Consider the following 18726-nt stretch of genomic DNA (forward strand, 5'->3'; position numbering starts at 1 on the left):
CACTTGACTTGACAGGCAGCGCACCTCCGCGCAGGCGTAGCCGACAAGGCGGCGAGCGAAGATGTGGGTGACGGGGTCGGAGATGTACTCGGCCGCAGCCAACCCGGCCCGCCACATGGTGAGCCGGTCGTGCAGATGTCCCCGCCGCTCGTGAAAAGTGCCCAGGGTCCACGCCATGTTCCATACGGCCTGGTGCCATTGACGGGTCCTGGCGGTGCGTTGGGCAGCCAGCAGACACGGGTACTCGGTGTCGAACCAGGCCAGCGCCGCCGTGTGATCACGCAGCGGGCGGATGTGGTCCAGCCGAGGCGAGTCGAGCTGGATGGGCGGGCGGTGCGGATTAAGGAGCCGGTCGGCGTTATGCGCGGTGTGCAGGTAGAACTCGACCAGCCGGTGCAGGGCCCGACTTTGCTCCATTTCGGATTCGGCTGTGTCTGCAGTGCTGCGGGCGTGTTGGCGTAGCAGGTCGTGGAACTGGTACCTGCCCGATGTTGGTTGCTGAAGCAGGTGGACGTCGACCAACGCCTCCAACAGGATTTCGGCGTCGCCCGGATCAATGGCCGCCAGCGCCGCCGCTGCGTAGGCGTCGAAACTCGGACCGGGGTGTAGGCCCAGTAGTCGGAACAGGCGTTGCTGACTGCCGGAAAGGTGTTGGTAGGACAGGGTGAACGCGGCGGCGACGCTGCGGTCCCCTGTGGCCAGTTCGGTGAGCGCGCGCCGGCCCTGTCCGAGGCGGTCCGCCAGGTGACCAACAGTCCAGACGGAGCGAGCGCGCAGCCGCGCGGCGGCGATGCGGATGGCCAGTGGTAGGTAGCCGCACAGGTCCACGACTATCTCTACGGCCTCGGGTTCTGCGGCGGCGCGATCGTGTCCGACGACATGGCTGAACAGGGCGATCGCGTCCTGGAGCGGGAGCAAGTCGAGAGAGAGGGTCTGTGCGGCGTCCAGGTCAGCGAGCCTGCGGCGACTGGTGATCAGCGCCAGGCAGCCGGTCGCGCCAGGCAGTAGGGGGCGGACCTGGGCGGCGCTGGCGGCGTTGTCCAGCACCACCAACGCTTTGCGTTCTGCGAGTTCGGCTCGCCACCGCGCGGCGCGTTGATCCAGTTCGTGCGGGATCTGGTCGCCGGGCACGTCGAGTGCGCGCAGCAGGACGTGCAAGGCGGTGAAGGGGTCGGTGGCCTCGTGTTCGGTGGTGTGGCCGTGCAGGTCGATGAACAGCTGGGCGTCGGGGTACTGGTTGGCGAGTCGGTGGGCGGCATGGACGGCGAGGGTGGTCTTGCCGACACCGGCCATGCCGTCAATGGCTTCGATCACCACTGTCGATCCGTCGCCATCGCCGGACAGCGCGGCCAGCAGTCGGGTCATTTCCGCGTCGCGACCGGTGAAGTCGAGGACGTCGCCGGGAAGGTCGTTGCGGGCGGCAGGCATTCCGGCTGGTCGGACCACAGCCAGGTCGGGGTCACCGCGCAGGATTTGTTGGTACAGCTCGGCGATCTCGCCACCGGGGTCGATGCCGAGTTCGTCGGCCAAGCGGTCCTGGAGGTCGTGGAAGGTCTGTACCGCGTCAGCCTGTCGACCGGCGCGGTACAGCGCGAGCATCAGGTGACCGTGCAGGCGTTCGCGTACTGGGTGTTCGGTGGCCAGGCACTGTAGTTCTGCTACCAACTCGGCGTCCCGGCCCACGGCGAGGTCAGCGTCGACCCGCTCCTCCGCAGCGATGAGCCGTTCCTCCTCCAGCCGGGCGGCCTGCGGCCCGAAGTACGGTCCCGACACCCCGGTCAGGGCTTGGCCGCGCCACAGCTTCAGCGCGGACCCGAACTCCTCGCCCGCCGCCTCAGACCGGCCCGCGCTCACCGCGGTGCGGCCACGCCGCACGTGGTCGCGGAACACCTCAAGGTCCAGCTCGCCGGGCTCGACCCGCAACTGATACCCGGAGGTGAACGTCAGATGCTTGCCGGCTCCCGGTTCGACGACGGCCAGGGCGCGGCGCAGTCGGAAGACGTAGGTCTGCAACGCCTTGCTCGCGTTGGCAGGCGGCTTCTCGCCCCAGATGGCCTCGCCCAATTGCTCGACCGAAACGACGCGGTTGGCGTGCAGGAGCAGCGCTGTCAGCAACGCGAGTTGTCTCGCACCGGACAGTCGAGCCTGGCCGCCCGCGCCCCACGCCTCAATCGGCCCCAGGATCCGAAACTCCACGACACGCCTCCGGCATTGCTCATGCGGCACCACCGGTACGGACTACCCTGGCCCCCGTCGCCGGCCGGCTCAAGCAACGTAGCGAAGCCTCGTCCGAACCTGACCTGGATTCGCCGAGTTCCCCCATCGAGAGCAACAAGATCTAGCGGTGGTCTGGCATCTGGGCCCGTGGCGGCACTCACGCCGTGCCGAAGAGCAGGCCGCGTTCGTCTATGACCTTGGTCGGAGGGACGGCGCCACCGACTTCCGTCCAGTTGAAACGCGATCTTGCTCGACGCGAGACCTCGACCTACGGTCTGCCCAATCTCGCGACGAAGGGTGGCCTCCGGTGGCGGACGCAGTGGACAAAGCGACCTTGCTCGACGAGCGGACGTGGACGGGTCGGATCTTCACCGGGGGCGAGTGGATGCCCGGTTCCGGTGGCGGTCGCGACGTCGTCGAGCCTGCGACCGGCGCGGTGCTCGGCCGGATCGGGCTGGCCTCCCTCGACGATCTCGCCGTGGCGGCCGAGACCGCGGCCGAAGCGCAGCGCTCGTGGGCGTCGACGTCGCATGTGCGGCGCGCGGCCGTGCTTCGCCGGGCCGCGCAGCTGTGGGGCGAGCACGCCGACGAGATCTCGTGGTGGAACGTGCGCGAGGTCGGCGCGGTGCCCGCCGTGGCCAGGTTCGGCCTGCACGTCGCGGAGCAGGAATGCCACGAAGCGGCGGCGCTGCCCAGCCATCCGCACGGCCAACTCCTTGCCAGCGAAGAACCTCGGCTCTCAATGGCGCGGCGGGTGCCCGCCGGGGTCGTCGGCGTCATCTCGCCGTTCAACATGCCGATCATCCTGGGCATCCGCTCCGTGGCCCCCGCGCTCGCGCTGGGCAACGCGGTCATCCTCAAGCCGGACCTGCGCACCACCGTCACCGGCGGGGTGGTGATGGCGCGCATCTTCGAGGAGGCCGGGCTGCCGCCCGGCGTGCTGCAACTACTTCCCGGCGGCGCGGACGTCGGCGAGGCGATGGTCACCCATCCGCTGGTCCGGGTCATCTCGTTCACCGGCTCGACCGGCGCGGGACGGCGGGTCGGCGAACTGGCGGGCCGGCACCTCAAGCGGACGCACCTGGAACTGGGCGGCAACTCCGCGCTCGTTGTGCTGGACGACGCCGACGTCGACGAGGCGGCCAACCTCGCGGCGTTCGGCTCGTTCTTCCACCAGGGCCAGATCTGCATGACGACCGGGCGACACCTGGTGCACGAACGGCTCTACGACGACTTCGTGGAGCGGCTCGCGGCGAAGGCGGCGGCGTTGCGGGTGGGCGACCCGGCCCGCGCGGAGGTCGCGCTCGGCCCGGTGATCGACGCCGGGCAGCGCGACAAGATTCACGGCCTGGTCACCGCGAGCGTCGACGCCGGCGCGCGGGTCGCCGCCGGCGGTGAGTTCGAGGAGCTGTTCTACTCCGCGACAGTGCTGTCGGAGGTGACCCCGGCGGCACCCGCGTTCACCGGGGAGATCTTCGGACCAGTGGCCCCGGTCGCGCGGTTCTCCGACGCGGAGGAGGCGATCCGGCTCGCCACGGCGAGCGAGTACGGTCTGTCGCTCGGGATCGTGACCCGTGACGTGATGAGGGGTCTGGCGCTGGCCGACCGGGTCCCGACCGGCATCGTGCACATCAACGACCAGACCGTCAGCGACGAGGCGACCAGCCCGTTCGGCGGAGTCGCGGCGTCCGGCACCGGGTCGCGGTTCGGCGGTGCGGCGGCGAACATCGAGGCGTTCACCGAGACTCGATGGGTCACCATGCGGGCCGAGCCGCCCGCCTACCCGTTCTGATCGGTTCCGGAGTCGGGGCGGTCAGGACTCCCACCGCCCGAACAGGATGGGCCGTTGCGCGGCTGGTGGAGCGCGCTTCGACGGCCTTACGATGGTTCTGCACGCTTGTCGGAAGTGCCCGGACCTCGCGCCCTCGGCGATCATTCATCCAGCGAAGTCGACCGGACCTGGTCAGGCCGTCGAAACCATGTCCGCCAGGCAGTCGTCGCGTGTCGGCAGATGAGGGACCCGGCCATGGCCGCATCAGCGCACCAGCTCGACGCACCAGCCACTCCCCTGTCCACCCCGCGGCTCGGCCACGGTCTCCTCCTGCACACCCGTTGGGCACCGCCCTCCGTCGCGGTGGTCAAGGTGGCGGGTGAGGTCGACATGCTGACCGCGCCGACGCTGGCGGCGTGTCTGCTCGCGGGTCTCGCCAGGTGGACACCGCGCAGGCTGGTGGTCGACCTGCGGCGGGTCGGCTTCCTGTCGGTGGCCGGCCTCGGCGTGCTGATCGAGGCGAACGAGCAGGCCGGCGCCCGGCACGTCGAGCTGCGGCTGGTCGCCGACACCCGGACGGTGCGCAGGGCGCTCATGCTGGCCGCGGCGACCCACCCGCTCGTGGTCTGCGCGACGCTCGCCGCCGCGCTGCCGGGCGGGATCGCGCGGCCGACCGGCCTCGGCCGATGACGGCGGCCTCGCGGGAACGGTGCGTGCCGGCCGGAGCGGGCGGGTGGCTGGTCGGCGCCGTCGCTCAGACTCGCTCGCCCTCGGCCGTCAGGCGCCGCGCGGCCTCCACCGCCAGCGGAACACCCAGTTGGGCGTAGCCCTCGTGCGCCAGCCGCCAGTGCTCGGTCGCCGAGCGCACCTCGCCGAGCGCGTCGAACGCGAGGGCCATGCCGCGATGGGCGTGCGACTGCTCCAGCAGATCGCCGATCGGGTCGGCCAGGTGCAGCGCGCGCCGGTGCTCGGCCAGCGCGCCCTGGAACCGGCCGAGGTCGTGCAGGATCAGCCCAAGGACGTGGTGCAGGTCGGCCAGCTGCGACACGTCCCGCAGCGTGCGCAGGTCGGCCATGGCGCGCCGCACGTGCGTGACCGCCTCGTCGTGCCGCCCGGCCTGACGCAGCACCTCGGCGAGGTTGCCGCGCACCTGCGCGACACTGCGGGGATCGCCGGTCCGCGCGCCGATCGCCAGCGCCGTCCGAAGGTGGGTGATCGCCTCGTCGCGTCGCCCGAGTCGCGCGATGGCCGTGCCGAACTCGTTGAGCGCGAACGCTTCTGACCACTCGTCGCCCGCGGCCCGCGCCATCTCCACGGCCCGCCACAGCAGCTCGCGCGCCTCGTCGTGCCGTCCAACGATGTTCAGCACGGCGCCGAGGTTGCGGGCCGCCGACCCTGACCTGTGCGTGTCGAGCCCGGCCGCCGCGTACGCCGCCAGCGACTCCTGGAAGTGCGCGATGGCGAGTGGGTAGTCGCCGAGCACGGCGAGCACGGTGCCGAGGTTGTTGAGGTTCGGGCCGAGGCTGCGCGGGTCGAACATCCTGGCCAGCGCCACCGCCCGTTCAGCGTAGGTGAGCGCGAGCCGGTACTCACCGGCCTGCCGGTAGGGCACCGAGAGGTTGCCGGAGCTGCGCAGCTCCGTCACCCAGTCGCCCGTGCGGCGGGCCGACTCGATCACGGTCTGGTGGACGGCGACGTTCTCGTCCAGGGTGCACTGGAACATGAGGTACTTGGTCAGGTTGCGCGGAATGTGCCGCAGGTAGTGGTCGAGGCCGAGGTCGCCGGCCCGCCGCAGCGCCGCGACGAGGTTGGGCCGCTCCGCGTCCGCCCAGGCGAGCGCCGCGGCCTGGTCGTCGAGCACCGGCACGGCGAGCGACCACGGCTCGAGCGGAAGCTCCACGTGGGGACGGTCCGGCGCGAGCAGGTCGCCGACCCGGTCGGTCACCCGCAGGTAGTAGTCGAGGAGCCGGTGGATCGCCGCCTCGCGGTGGTCTGCGGGCTCCTTGTCCTGCGCCGTGGCTCGCGCGTAGTCGCGCAGCAGGTCGTGCAGGGTGTAGCGGCCGACCTTGTCCTGCCGCACAAGGTGCACGTCGAGCAGTTCCTCCAGCAGCGCCTCGGCCCGGTCCACGGGCAGGTCGGCGAGCGCGGCCGCCGCGAGCGCGTCGATGCTCGGTCCCGGGAACACGCCGAGCAGCCGGAACATCCGCCGCTGCTCGGCGTTGAGCTGCCGGTAGGAGACGGCGAACGCGGTCGCGACTCCTCCGTCGACGGTGGACAGTTCGGTGAGGCGACGCCCCTCGGCGAGTCGGCGCACCAGGTCCCGCACCGTCCAGGCCGAGCGGTGGTGCAGCCGGGCCGCGGCGACCCGGATCGCCAGCGGCAGGCCGCCGCACAGCCGGACCGCCTCGGCCACCGCGTCCGGTTCGGCGTCCGCGCGCTCGCCGAGGACCTGCGCGAACAGGTCGACCGCCTCGGCAGAGGGCAACACGTCCAGCGACAGCGACCGCGCCCCGACGAGTCCAGGCATGCCGGCCCTACTCGTGACGAGGACCAGGCTGCCGGGGGTGCCCGGCAGCAACGGGCAGACCTGGTCGGCGCTGGCCGCGTTGTCCAGCACCAGCAGCACCCTGCGGTCGGCCACCTCGGACCGCCACGCGGCGGCGCGTTCGGCGAGCGTGTCGGGGATGTCTTCGGTGGCCATTCCCCAGGCGCGCAACAGCATGTGCAGCGCGGACGCAGGTTCCACCGGTGCCATGCCGGCGGTGTGCGCCTGGAGGTCGAGGAAGAACTGGCCGTCGGGGAACCGCGCGCGCAGCCGATGCCCGAGGTGCACGGCGAGGGTCGTCTTGCCGACGCCGGCCATGCCGTCGATCGCGGAGATCACCACGGTGCTGGCGGCGCGCGTCTCGATCTCGGCGACCAGCCGGGCGGCCTCCTCGGACCGTCCGGTGAAGTCGGGGACGTCGGGTGGCAGGAAGCTGTGTCCCCTGGCCGGTGTCGGGGGCAGGCCGAGCAGCGTGCGCTCGACGCGCTTCCAGGCGGACTCCCAGCGGTCGACCTCGGCCGGCGGGCAGCCGAAGGCCCGGACAAGGGCGGTGACGAGTTCGAGGCGGGGCAGCCGATGGCGCTGCGGACTGAACGCGTCGGCCACGGTGCTGCGCGGCACCCCGGCGCGGCGGGCCAGGTCGTTCAGCGACGGGTTGCCCGCCTGCACCTTGAGGGATCGGAACTGCTCGACGAACGTCGCGACACTGTCCGCCGCGTCCGGCCCCGCTTGTTCCGCAGACTCCGTCATGGCCGCTCTGCCCCCGCCCACGCTGCTGAATGCGCGAACCATAGATCAGGACGGGGCCAGGGTCGTCGGATTTAGCCGAACTGGCGGAATCATCACGGATGGTGGTCGGTCGGCTCCGGCAGGCTATCTCGGCGCCGACCGTCGAGGTCGTGTGTCAGGCGAGGGTGACCGTGAGGTTGCCAGCGGGAGCGGTGGCGACCAACGGGACGACCCAGCGGGTTTCGGCCGGCCTGGACTGGTGACTCATTCGGCTCCCCTTTGGACAAACGGCTGATCTCGGCGCCTCGAATCATGAGCGCGGCGAGGGTCGTCGGGCCACCGTCTCGGACAACCCCGGACGAACCCGGACAGCCGCGTCCGCCGGTCCGTTCGGCCTGTCGACGTCCAGGAGAACTCGTCGCCCGCCGGATGATCCAGACGACGGCGGCGACCTAGCGGGATGCCCGAGGTTGATCGTCAGGTTGGTCGGGCTCAGACTCGGCCGCGGGGCGGGAACACCGGACCGCAGCCCGCTGACCCCGCCCCGCCCGAACCGACGTCAGGACGCGATGGCGCGCGCCTCGGCCTCCTCGACCTGACGGTTCCAGTCGGACTTCGAGGACTGCCAGCCGTCCTCGTTCACGCCGCGCCGCCAGTAGCCCGAGATCGACAGCTGCTCGCGGGGCAGGCCGTGCTCGACGCGCAGCACGTGCCGCAGTTCCTTCACGAGTTTCGCCTCCCCGTGCACGAACGCGTGCACCCGCCCGTCCGGGAACGTCAGCCCGCGCACCGCCTCGACCAGCTTCTCCCCGATCGGCGCGTCCGCCCGGTGCACCCACACGACCTCGGTGCTGCCGTTGTCGGCGAGCGCCTGCTCCTCCTCCGGGCCTGCGACCTCGACGAACACCCTGGCCGGCGCGTTGGCCGGCAGCCGCTCGAGGGCGGCGGAGATCGCGGGCAGCGCGCTCTCGTCGCCGGCCAGCAGGTGCCAGTCGGCGTCGGGGCTCGGCGCGTAGCCGCCGCCGGGACCGTTGAACAGCAGTTCGTCGCCGGGCTGCGCGTGGGCGGCCCACGGGCCGGCCAGGCCCTCGTCGCCGTGGTGGACGAAGTCGATGGCCAGTTCGAGCGTGTCCGCGTCGAACGAGCGCACGGTGTAGGTGCGCGAGGCGGGCCACTGTTCGCGCGGGAAGTGGCGGCGGACGACCTCCAGGTCCAGCGGCTGCGGGTAGTCGACGCCGGGCTGGAGGAACAGGAGCTTGATGTAGTGGTCGGTGAAGTCGCCCATCGTGAAGCCCGACAGCGCGGGCCCGCCCACCACGACCCGGATCATGTGCGGGGTGAGCCGTTCGGTGCGCAGCACGTGCGCGCGATGCGGGCGCGCGGGCCTGCGTCGCTGTTGTTCCGCCATTGAAAAGCCTCCCCAAACGATTAGTTAGGGCAGCCTAACCGAGGATCGGGCGGAACGCTCCTGACTTTGCCGAGGCACGGGACACAGTCCGGGTCACGGGACGTCGCGGCGCCGGTGACCGGTTCGGTGGCGGCCGGGCGTGGTGCCCATGAGGTTGGTGAAGGCCGCGATGAAACCGCTGGGGTTCGCCCATCCGCACGCGTGGGCGACGCGAGTGGTGTCGTGGCCGTCGGCGAGCAGGACGAGTGCGTGATAGACGCGCAGCTGTGTGCGCCACTCGTAGAAGGTCATGCCGAGCTCGCGGTGGAACAGGCGGCTGAGCGTGCGGGAGCTGGCCCCGATCGTCTGCCCGAGTTCGGCCAGCGAGGTGTTGTCCGCGGGATTGTCGTACAGCAGCCGCGCAACGGCCTGCAACCGGTCGTCGCGCGGTTCCGGCAGTTGCAGGGGCTGCTCGGGCGCCTCGCGGAGTTGGTCGACGAGGACTCGGCGGAGGCGGCCGCTCGCGGCGCGGTCATGGTCGTCGGGTGTGTTGGTGAGGGCGAGCAGGACCTCGCGGGCGAGGTCGGAGGCGGTGAGCACGACGGGATGGTCCGGCACGAGCCGGGCCAGGGACGCCGGCAGGAAGACGATCCGCATGTCGGTGTGGCCGTGCGCGCGGTGGTAGTGCGCGAACCCGGCCGGGGTCCAGGCGACCCGATTGGCGGGAACGATCGAGGTGCCGCGTTCGGTGCGCACGGACAGGACGCCGCGGGCCGCGTACACCAGGTGCCCGCGCGTATGGACCTGCATCGAGCTCGTTCCGCCCGACGGCCACAGATGCGCCCCTCCGGACGGCCACAGCCGTGACGTCGGACCGGGCTGAGGAGGTTGGCGGCCAACAGGCATAAGTTGGCATTCTATCGGTAGCCCGCCGCACGGCGTTTCGGCGATGGTTGACGCATGAACAAGACGATGCGAGCGGCGGTCTGTGTCCGGGCGGGTGGCCCCGAGGTGCTGGAGATCCGTGAGCTGCCGGTGCCGGCGGTTCGGGCGGGCTGGAGCCTGGTGCAGGTGAAGGGCGCGGGCCTGAACCGGTCGGAGCTGAGGACCCGTCAGGGACATTCCCCCAACGTGGCCTTCCCGCGTGTGCTGGGGATCGAGGGCGTGGGAGTCGTGGCGGCCTCGACCGATCCCCTGTTGCCGGAGGGGACGACCGTCGCGGCGGTGATGGGTGAGATGGGCCGGGCGTTCGACGGCGGCTATGCGGAGTACGCGTTGTTGCCGAACTCGCTGCTGATGCCGGTCACCACGACGCTGCCCTGGGACGTGTTGGCCGCGCTGCCCGAGACGTACCTGACCGCGCAGGGCTCGCTGGACGCGCTGGGGGTCGCGCCCGGTGCCGGGGGACGGTTGCTGATCCGTGGCGGGACCTCGTCGGTTGGCATGGCCGCCGCGTCGATCGCGGCCGGCCACGGTGTCGAGATCGCCGCCACGACTCGACGGCGGGACAAGGTCGACGCGTTGACCGCGGCCGGCGTCGGCCACGTGCTCGTCGACGACGGCGGGTCGCTGGCGGCGAGCGTGCACGCGATCTGGCCCGAGGGTCCGGACTACGTGCTAGATCTTGTCGGCGCGGACACGGCGGTGGACTCGCTGCGCCTGGTCCGTCGTGGCGGGACGGTGTGCGTTTCGGGCTCGCTCAGCGGGTGGCTCATCCCGGACTTCGAACCCATCGCGAAGATCCCGTCCGGAACCAAGCTCACGGCGTTCCACAGCGACGACCTCAAGGGCGGCGCGGGCGCGGCCGTGTTGCAGCGGGTCGTCCGCGAAGTCGAGGCAGGCGTCTACCGTCCCAACGTCGACCGCGTCTTCGGTCTGGACGACATCGTCGCGGCCCACCAGCACATGGAGAACAACAACGCCGCCGGGAAGCTCGTGATGGTGCCCTAAGGCGCGTCAGCGCAGGCCGGCCCGCAGCGCCGAGATCCGGCCGACGGCCGCGTGGAAGGCGGCGCGGTCGAGTTGTCCACCGGCGAGGGCGTTGGTGAGCGCGGTCGCGGCGTCCGCGCCCTGGGTGGCGTCGCGCGCCGCGCACAGCAACAGGTCCATGCCAGCGAGGGCGGCGGCGACCGCGCGTTGGCCGGTGGTGCCGAAGGCGCCGAGCGAGCCCGCCTCCAGGGCGTCGGTCACGGTGACGCCGGTGAAACCGAGGCGGCCACGCAGTTCCCGCCCGACGACGGTCGGCGACAGGCCGGCCGGTCGGTTGGGGTCGAGGGCGGGATAGGTCGCCCACGACACCATGACGAGCTTGACCCCGGCGGCGATCGCGGCCGGATAGGGCGCCTCGTCGACGGAGCGCAACTGGCTGCGCGACAAGGCGAGGGTGACCGGGCCGGCGTCGGTGTCCTGGGCCGCGGTCGCGGAACCGAGGCCGGGGAAGTGCTTGGCGGTGGCCGCGACACCGGCGGCCTGCTGGGCGGTCACGAACGCCCTGCCGAGAGCGGCGACGGTGCCGGGGTCGTTGCTGTAGGACCGCTGGTACTGGTCGATGAAGTTGCCGGCCTGGTAGTACACGTCCAGCACCGGCCCGAGGTTGACGTTCATGCCGACCCCGGCGAGGTTGCGGCCCGCACCGGTGCCGGCGGCGGTTGCCGCGGCGACCGGGTCGGCCGCCTGGCCGATCTGCTTCTCCGACAGCACCGGCTCGCCGGGCAACCGCCGGACCAGCCCGCCCTCCTGGTCGGTCATCAGCAGCAGCGGCAGGTGGATCGGGCTCTGAGCCTGGGCCTGCCGCAGTTGGGTGATCACGGCGCCGATCTGGGATTCGCTGGAGATGTTCTCCCCGAAGAAGATGACGCCGGCCGCCTCGCCGGCGCGGATGTGCCGCAGCAGGCTGTCCGGTGGGGTCAGGCCGGAGTAGGAGTACACGATCCGCTGGCCGGCGAGCTGCCGCCAGCTGGGCGCGGCCGGGTCGGCCTGTGCCGTCGGGAGGATGGAAAGTCCGGCGACGAGCAGGGACAGCAGGCCGACGGTCAACCGCCTGCCGCGAATGCGTGTTCTCGGCGTGGACACGAGGTTCCTCCCACGGGTGCGACAGGACCGGGGCACCAGGGTCGTGCACGGGCGCTCGTGTCCGCGAGGTCCAAAAGGGGTGGGCCTCGGCGGGTCAGGCTTCCGCGCGGCGGCGCTCCCGCATGGCGCGGACCCGGCCGCGGCTGGCGCAGGCCGGTGCGGGACACCAGCGGCGGCGGCCAGTCGGGTCGGCGAACACGCCCCGGCAGTCCTGTTCGTCGCACAGCACCAGGGTGTGTCGCTCGGGGCCGGTGAGGTGGTCCACGGCCTGCCTGGCGATCCTGGCGAGCGCGGCGGTCGCGGTGGCCGGGGGCCGGCGGACCACCCGGTCGGTCACGGTGAGGCGGACCGGATCATCCTGTGCGGCAAGGAACTCCGCGATCCTGCGGGCGGCGGCCGGTGGCGGGCGTTCGCCGGTCACGGTGGCCATGGCGAGGTCGCGCAGGGTCTCCCGCAGCGTCAGGGCGAGGTCGAGGTCGGCCGGGGTCAACCGCCTGCCGGGGGTCAGCTCGCTGCATGCCAGCCACTCCCCCAGCAGGTCGACGGTCGCCAGCCGCTCCACCGGGTGGGCGCTGAAGCTGCGGCCGCGCGTGGCGAGCAGGTTGAGCCACGTCGCCCCGGTGTCGAACCGGAACGCGAGATCGTCCATGCCCGCACTGTAACGCTTCTGCCGTTACCGCGCTGCGGTCACGCCGGGCGGTGGCGCACGGTCACCTCGACGCCCGGCAGCGTCGGGGTCGCCGTGCCGGGCGGCACGTCCCACACCACGAGCCTGCGCAGCTCCGGCATCCCGGCGAGCGCGGCCAGCTCGTCCTGGTCCGGCGCCCAGTCCAGCACGATCGACCGGACGCCCCGCACCCCGGTGAAATCGGTGCGGCGGCCGCCCGCGGCCAGGCAGAGGTGCCGGACGTGCAGATCGGCCGGCAGCGCGCGTGAGCCGTGCGGCCGCACGCACAGACACAGGCTGTCCAACCGGAACCCGGCCAGGTCCGCGAGGTCGATCCGGGTGGTGAGGCCGGACAGCCGGAGCCTGCGCAGCCCGAGCGTCCGCAGCGGGGCCAGCTTCACGGGCTGGGTGCCGGCCCGCGTCGCGCACCCGTCGAGCACGAGCACCCGCAGCGACGGGGCGTTCGCCAGCGGTGCCACGTCGGTCGTGGCGTTGCCGCGCAGCTGGAGCCAGCGCAGCCTCGGCAGGTCGGCGAGCGGCCTGAGGTTGAAGATGTCGTTGCGCAGCACCAGCGCCGTGATGGTGCGCAGGTGCCCGATGTGCTCGATCCTGCGCCCGGCCTGCATGTCGACGATGACGCGGCCGAGGTCGATCTCGCTGAGCACGTCCCGCGCGTAGGTCTCGTAGTCGCCGAGCCGACCCCAGACCTCCAGCAGCTGGCTGATCATGCCCTTGGTGGGAGCGGCGATGAACTGGAGGATCTTCTCCACGGCGCCCGGCGGGTTCCACTGCGCGGCGATCCGCGCCGCCGCGCGCACCACCAGCTCGGCCTGCTGGGTGGTCAGTCCCTTCGGCCCTGGCAGCAGGTCGAGCACGAACTGGCCAGCGGCGGCGAGCTGGTCGGCGGCGGCCGAGGTGCGGGGCGGGACCAGCTCGGCCATCGCTTCGGTCACCATGGCGCGCACATCGGGCGACTGCGGGTGCCTCGGCAGTACGGCGGTCTGTTCGAGGATGGCGGCCGCGAGCAGGTACAGGGCGTCCCGGTGCTCCTCGTCGGCCCTGCCGCGGTCGAGGAGTTCCAGCAGGATCCTCGTTCGCTCGCCGGGACGGGCGTGCGCGCCGGCCATCACCACCACGTCGTGCCAGTGCGGCTTGTCGGCGTTGTCGAGCATCAGGCTCAGGTTCTCCTCCTCGACCACCTCCTTGGCCGCCAGGTGGTCGAGGAACGTGCGGTGCAGGAACTCCAGCGAGCCGTCGGACTGCTCGCGCAGCAGGCCGCTGTGGTGGGTCAGGTAGTGCACCACCCGCGCCGGGTCCGCGTCGCCGTGCCGCAGGCCGAACATGTACGACTCGACCCTGCGCACCGCGACGTCCGGCGGCAGCACCTGCTGTCGGTTGGTGACCAGCCAGAAAGCCAGGCGCTGGAACAGCTTCAGCAGTTCCTCGTCGTTGAGCGGCGAGTCGATGCCCTCGGTCGGCTCCCCCTCGGCGGAGTCGCCGCGCGCCAGCGCGCCCCTGGCCATGACGCCGCGCCTGCGGCGCAGGTGTCGCCAGCGCAGCAACAGGTCCACCGCAGCCTCGTAGATCTGCTTGCGGTTCTCCGGCAGGTGCTCGCCGCGTTCCAGGTGCAGCGCGCACAACAGGCCGCACAGCAACGGGTTCGCGCTCATCCCGCGCAGCGCCGGCCGGTTGGACAGGGTGGCGAGCAGGCCCTGTTCGCAGCGGGTCAGCTCGGCACGCTCCGCCTCGCCAGCCGGGCCGGCCGGGTGGTCCGCGCGCGCCGTCTCGTGCCAGCCGTGCACGTAACGCTCGATGCTGTAGCGGCTCATCGGCAGCAGGTCGAACCGCTGGAAGTCGCGGTCCACCCACCACTGCTCGGCGACGATGGACGGCCGCGTGGTCACGATCAACCGGATGCCGGGATAGAGGTTGAGGTGCTCCTCGACCCAGTCCTCCAGGTGCGTCCGTTCGCGCGGCCGGACCTCGTCCAACCCGTCGAGCAGCAGCACCGCCCGGTTCCCGGCGAGCATCGCTTCAACCCAGCCCGTCGGCATGCCCTGGCGCAACGTCGGCGCGACGAGGTCGGCGAGGGCGGGCGGCCGGCCCCCGGCGAACCGGCCCAGCTCCAGGATGAACGGCACCGGGCCGTCCGCGTCGGCGCTACGCGCGGCGTCCGCGCCGATCCACCGCAGCAGCGTGCTCTTGCCGGATCCCGCCACGCCCCGCACCAGCGCCCTGTGGCACTGCCCGAGCGCCTGGTCCGCCCTGGTCCCGACGTTCACCGTGACGCCGTCACCGGCGTCGCGTTCCTTCAGCGTGAGCGGCACGTAGCCCGCGTCGAAGCGGTGCCGGCGCGGGACGCCGCGCGGGTCGACACCGAAGAACTCGAAGCCGTCGAGGGTGCGGGCCGTGAACTCGCGGTACGCGGCGGTGAAGGGCTCGTGGGGGCGGACCGGCTGGTGCAGGTGCACGCCGCCCCCGATCGCGCCGGCCTGGATGACGATCCCGTGCACATCGCCGTCGACCCTGTTCGCCGCATCGTTGCTCGGTGACACCTCAGGCCCCATTCATCCAGTATTCCGCGACCGTCACCCTCGGGCGGCGGACTGCTCGACCTCGCGTGCCTGGCGCAGCCAGTCGGCGAACAGGTCGCCGTCGATGTCGGCCGTGCTGCGGAGCTTGACGCTGGCCATGGTCCGCGAACCGGCCTCGAGCCGGCCGGCCGCGTCGGCGATCTCCTGTCCTCGGAAGAGCCCGAAGGTTAGGTACTTGGGGTAGGACTTCACGTGGCAGACGGTGGCCTTGCCGGGGGCGGCGCCCAGGCTCCACACCGGGTGTCCGTGCCAGACCGCACCGGCGCCGGGCAGCGCGGCGTCGATGAGCGGCAGCAGCGTGTCGGCGATCTCGCGCTGGGACTCCGGCAGGGAGTCGACGTAGTCCTGGACGGTGGCGAACGCGGGCATGTCGGTGTCCTTGGTGATTGGTGTGCGGGGATTTCGGAACGGTCTGTGCGGTCGGGTCAGGCGGAGAGGTCAGGCCGCGAGGTCAGGCGGAGCGGCGGTAGCGGGCGGCGACCGAGGCGACCCAGAGCATCGCGGTGATGGCGCCGACGGCCAGGATCAACGCGCCGGGCTTGGCGCCGCTCATGGCCCAGCCGTTGCCGATCGCGAGGGCGGCGCCGGCGATCCGGGAGGCGATGGCGTTGCGGCGGTCCCCGGCGCGGCTGAAGTGGCGGCCAAGGACGTAGCAGGCCGCGATGAGGGAGAAGAAGGTGATCGTGCCGGCGGCGAGGTGGCCGTAGCTGTGCCAGGTCATTGCCGAGGGCATCCCGTAGGGAGTGCCGACCGGAAAGCCGTCCGCCGGGTCCATCGTGCAGACTCCCGCGGCCATCATGCCGAGGCCGCTGATCCGCAGCAGCCTCGGCGCCCAGGTGCCGCCGGGGGTGCCGCGCAGCGCCCGGCGCAGGCCGGTCGCGCCGATGACGCTGAGCAGGCCGGCGAGCAGGAAGTTGGTGATCTGGAGCCAGCCGAGGGAGCCGTTGCTCAGCGCGCTGAGCGGGTGGCGGGTCAGGTCGAAGCCCTCGCGGGTGGCGGCCTGGGCCAGCGAGACGGTCGCCCACAGCGGCGCCGCGACGGCGGCGCAGGTGAGCAGGCGGCGGGTGGTCGTGCTGGCCTGACTCTTGCTGGCCTGGGTCGCGGCGGCGGTGCTGGCGGGGAGCTGGATGGCGGTCATGTCGGTGCCTCTCGGGTTTGTGGTGTTCGGTGCTCGCCACCACGTCGATCGAGTGATGTGACAGGGAACGGTGCCGTTCCCTGTCACATTGACTTGTTCGACGTCGAGACGTAGGCAGAGCAACCGAAGCTCCGCCAGAGAGAAAAGGACCGATCCCATGCGCTACCTGATGATGTCCAAGCAGTCCGACACCACCCCCGACGAGACCCTGTTCGTCGAGATGGGCAAGTTCATCGAGGAACTGACCGCCTCCGGTGTCCTGCTGGCCACCGGAGGTCTCGAGCCGAGCGGGGTCCGCCTGGTCTCCACGGGCGGCGAGATCTCCGTGACGGACGGGCCGTTCGCCGAGGCCAAGGAGGCCGTGGTCGGCTTCGCCCTGGTGGAGGTCCGCTCCAAGGAGGAGGCCATCGAGCTCGGCCGCCGCTTCCGCAAGATCGTCGGCGACGGCGAGAGCGTGATCCAGCAGGTCTTCGGCCCGTGATCAGCGGATGGCGTCGCCCGGGTTTGCCAGCAGACCCGGGCGGTGCTGTCATCGTCGCTGTGACCGACACCCATCGCAGCATCGACGCGGTGTGGAAGCTCGAGTCGGCCAAGATCATCGCCGGCCTCACCAGGCTGGTGCGCGACGTCGGCCTCGCCGAGGAACTGGCTCAGGACGCGCTCGTGGCCGCGCTGGAGCAGTGGCCGGACACGGGCGTTCCCGACAACCCCGGCGCCTGGCTGATGGCCATCGCCAAGCGCCGCGCGATCGACCACATCCGGCGGGCGCAGCGGCTGGAACGCAAGCAGGAACAGCTCGCCCACGAGCTGGACCAGCAGCGGGACGAACCCGAGCAGGAGCCCGAGCGCGACGACGTGCTGCGGCTGATGTTCATCTCCTGCCACCCGGTCCTGCCGACGCAGGAACGGGTCGCGCTGACGCTGCGACTCCTCGGCGGCCTGACCGCTGAGGAGATCGCGCGGGCGTTCCTGTCCACCGAACCGAGGATCGCCCAGCGCATCGCCGGCGCGAAGCGGACGCTGGCGCAGGAGCGAGTGCCCTTCGAGCTGCCAGACGGCGCGGAGCTGGCCGAGCGCCTGTCGTCGGTGCTCGAGGTCATCTACCTGATCTTCAACGAGGGGTACTCGGCGACCTCGGGCGACGACCTGATGCGGCCCGGCCTGTGCCTTGAGGCGCTGCGGATCGGCAGGCTGCTGGCGGAGCTGTCGCCGCACGAGGCCGAGGTGCACGGGCTGGTCGCGCTCATGGAGATCCAGGCGTCCCGTTCGGCCGCGCGGACCGGGCCGTCCGGCGAGCCCGTGCAGCTGCACGAGCAGAACCGGGGCCGCTGGGATCCGCTGCTGATCCGGCGCGGCTTCAGCGCGATGCTGCGGGCGCGGGACCTCGGCGGCCGACCGGGACCGTACGTGCTCCAGGCGGCCATCGCCGTGTGCCACGCGCAGGCCCGCACCGCCGAGGCCACCGACTGGCCGCAGATCGCGGCCCTCTACGACGCGCTGTCGCGGCTGCTGCCCACGCCGATCGTGCAGCTCAACCGCGCGGTGGCGGTCGGCATGGCGCGCGGACCCGAGGCCGGGCTCGCGCTGGTCGACGCGCTGGTCGACGACCCTGCCCTACGCGACTACCACCTGCTGCCCGGTGTCCGGGGCGACCTGCTGGTCCGGCTCGGCCGGCACGCCGAGGCGCGGCCGGAGTTCGAGCGCGCCGCGTCGCTGGCCAGGAACGTCGCCGAGCGCGCGTTCCTGCGTCGTCGCGCGGACGCGATCGCCGAGGAGGAACCCGCCGGCGTCACGCTGGGGCAGGCCGCCGAGGACTTCCTGGCCCGCCCCGAGCTGGACGCGGCGACGGTCCGCTCCTACGGGCAGACGATGCGGCGGCTGTGCCTGCGGCTGGGCGAGCGGCTGCCGCTGGCCTCGCTGACCGCGGACCAGGTGGCCCGGGTGTTCGCGACGGACTGGGGCGGGGCGGCCGCGAAGACGTGGAACCGCCACCGGTCGGCCGTCCGGTCGTTCTGCGCCTTCGTGTCCCTCGACGACCTCGCGGCCGGCCTGGACCGCCGCGCCGAGACGCGGCCCCCGACGGCGACCATCGACCCGGCAGGGCTCGCCGCGCTCTGGGATCCGGGGTTGCCGCTGCGGGAACGGACGCTGTGGCGGCTGCTGCACGAGTCGGCGGCCAGGGTGACCGCCGTGCTGTCGCTCGACATCGAGCACCTTGACCTGGACGACCGCAGGGCCCGCGCCGGCGAGACCTGGGTGAGCTGGCGGGCCGAGACCGCGCGGCTGCTCCCCCAACTGATCGCCGGCCGGGCCAGGGGCCCGCTGTTCCTCGCCGACCGCCGCCCCGCCCCGGCCAGGATGCCGGCGGCGGCCGACCTGTGTCCGGAGACGGGCCGCCGCAGGCTGTCCTACGAGCGCGCCGAGTACCTGTTCAAGCAGGCGACGAAGGCGTTGGACCCGACAGGCAACGGCTACACCCTGCGGCAGCTCAGGCCGCGCGAACCAGGTCGGCGCTGATCCGTCCGGCCATCGAAAAATAGGCGGCCATGATCGGCGCGCGCTGCTACCGTCGGCGATTCGCGCCAGGATGGACGCGGACAGGGTCC

General features: G+C 72.0%; 14 protein-coding genes. 5 read left to right on the forward strand and 9 right to left on the reverse strand.

The features are described from left to right. Window positions 1-2196: AfsR/SARP family transcriptional regulator (locus F0L68_RS24595; RefSeq protein WP_188316799.1), on the reverse strand; the 2196-nt coding region annotated here is incomplete at its 3' end. 406 nt (window positions 2197-2602) lie between these two features. Here F0L68_RS24595 and F0L68_RS24600 point away from each other — a divergent pair. Beyond that, window positions 2603-4009, forward strand: a complete 1407-nt coding sequence (locus F0L68_RS24600; RefSeq protein ID WP_149852188.1) for a benzaldehyde dehydrogenase — start codon at window positions 2603-2605, stop codon at window positions 4007-4009. 234 nt (window positions 4010-4243) lie between these two features. Further along, on the forward strand, window positions 4244-4678 hold the full coding sequence (locus tag F0L68_RS24605) for an STAS domain-containing protein (RefSeq protein WP_149852166.1): 435 nt from the start codon (window positions 4244-4246) through the stop codon (window positions 4676-4678). 64 nt (window positions 4679-4742) lie between these two features. On the opposite strand, the gene F0L68_RS24610 is transcribed toward F0L68_RS24605, so the two are convergent. The 3 genes from F0L68_RS24610 to F0L68_RS24620 all read right to left on the reverse strand — a co-directional run bounded on the left by F0L68_RS24610 (window position 4743) and on the right by F0L68_RS24620 (window position 9459). Then, the gene (locus tag F0L68_RS24610) at window positions 4743-7283 is read right to left on the reverse strand and encodes an ATP-binding protein (RefSeq protein ID WP_188316800.1); all 2541 of its coding nucleotides are present in this window, start codon (window positions 7281-7283) and stop codon (window positions 4743-4745) included. A 538-nt stretch (window positions 7284-7821) separates the two neighbouring features. Continuing rightward, window positions 7822-8670 carry a siderophore-interacting protein gene (locus F0L68_RS24615; RefSeq protein WP_149852168.1) on the reverse strand — a complete coding sequence of 283 codons (849 nt, stop codon included), beginning with the start codon at window positions 8668-8670 and terminating at the stop codon, window positions 7822-7824. 93 nt (window positions 8671-8763) lie between these two features. After that, window positions 8764-9459, reverse strand: coding sequence for an AraC family transcriptional regulator (locus F0L68_RS24620; RefSeq protein WP_223199101.1), 696 nt, complete (start codon window positions 9457-9459; stop codon window positions 8764-8766). 150 nt (window positions 9460-9609) lie between these two features. On the opposite strand from F0L68_RS24620, the gene F0L68_RS24625 reads away from it, so the two are divergent. After that, the gene (locus tag F0L68_RS24625) at window positions 9610-10599 is read left to right on the forward strand and encodes a zinc-binding dehydrogenase (RefSeq protein WP_149852170.1); all 990 of its coding nucleotides are present in this window, start codon (window positions 9610-9612) and stop codon (window positions 10597-10599) included. A gap of 6 nt (window positions 10600-10605) precedes the next feature. Here F0L68_RS24625 and F0L68_RS24630 read toward each other — a convergent pair whose 3' ends face one another. The 5 genes from F0L68_RS24630 to F0L68_RS24650 form a co-directional block, all read right to left on the reverse strand. Next, the gene (locus tag F0L68_RS24630) at window positions 10606-11721 is read right to left on the reverse strand and encodes a glycoside hydrolase family 3 N-terminal domain-containing protein (RefSeq protein WP_223199102.1); all 1116 of its coding nucleotides are present in this window, start codon (window positions 11719-11721) and stop codon (window positions 10606-10608) included. Between the two features lie 94 nt (window positions 11722-11815). After that, window positions 11816-12370, reverse strand: coding sequence for a CGNR zinc finger domain-containing protein (locus F0L68_RS24635; protein ID WP_149852171.1), 555 nt, complete (start codon window positions 12368-12370; stop codon window positions 11816-11818). 38 nt (window positions 12371-12408) lie between these two features. Next, the gene (locus F0L68_RS24640; protein ID WP_149852172.1) at window positions 12409-14943 is read right to left on the reverse strand and encodes an NACHT domain-containing protein; all 2535 of its coding nucleotides are present in this window, start codon (window positions 14941-14943) and stop codon (window positions 12409-12411) included. 33 nt (window positions 14944-14976) lie between these two features. Beyond that, window positions 14977-15351 carry a DUF1801 domain-containing protein gene (locus tag F0L68_RS24645; RefSeq protein WP_149852173.1) on the reverse strand — a complete coding sequence of 125 codons (375 nt, stop codon included), beginning with the start codon at window positions 15349-15351 and terminating at the stop codon, window positions 14977-14979. Between the two features lie 82 nt (window positions 15352-15433). Next, the gene (locus tag F0L68_RS24650; RefSeq protein ID WP_149852174.1) at window positions 15434-16120 is read right to left on the reverse strand and encodes a DUF998 domain-containing protein; all 687 of its coding nucleotides are present in this window, start codon (window positions 16118-16120) and stop codon (window positions 15434-15436) included. A 157-nt stretch (window positions 16121-16277) separates the two neighbouring features. Here F0L68_RS24650 and F0L68_RS24655 point away from each other — a divergent pair, with 157 nt between their 5' ends. Continuing rightward, on the forward strand, window positions 16278-16601 hold the full coding sequence (locus F0L68_RS24655) for a YciI family protein (RefSeq protein ID WP_149852175.1): 324 nt from the start codon (window positions 16278-16280) through the stop codon (window positions 16599-16601). A 59-nt stretch (window positions 16602-16660) separates the two neighbouring features. Next, complete coding sequence (locus F0L68_RS24660) at window positions 16661-18637, forward strand: sigma-70 family RNA polymerase sigma factor (protein WP_149852176.1); 1977 nt, start codon at window positions 16661-16663, stop codon at window positions 18635-18637. Window positions 18638-18726: the final 89 nt, after the last annotated feature.

The sequence above is a fragment of the Solihabitans fulvus genome, assembly GCF_008386585.1.
In the GTDB taxonomy this organism is placed as follows: domain Bacteria; phylum Actinomycetota; class Actinomycetes; order Mycobacteriales; family Pseudonocardiaceae; genus Solihabitans; species Solihabitans fulvus.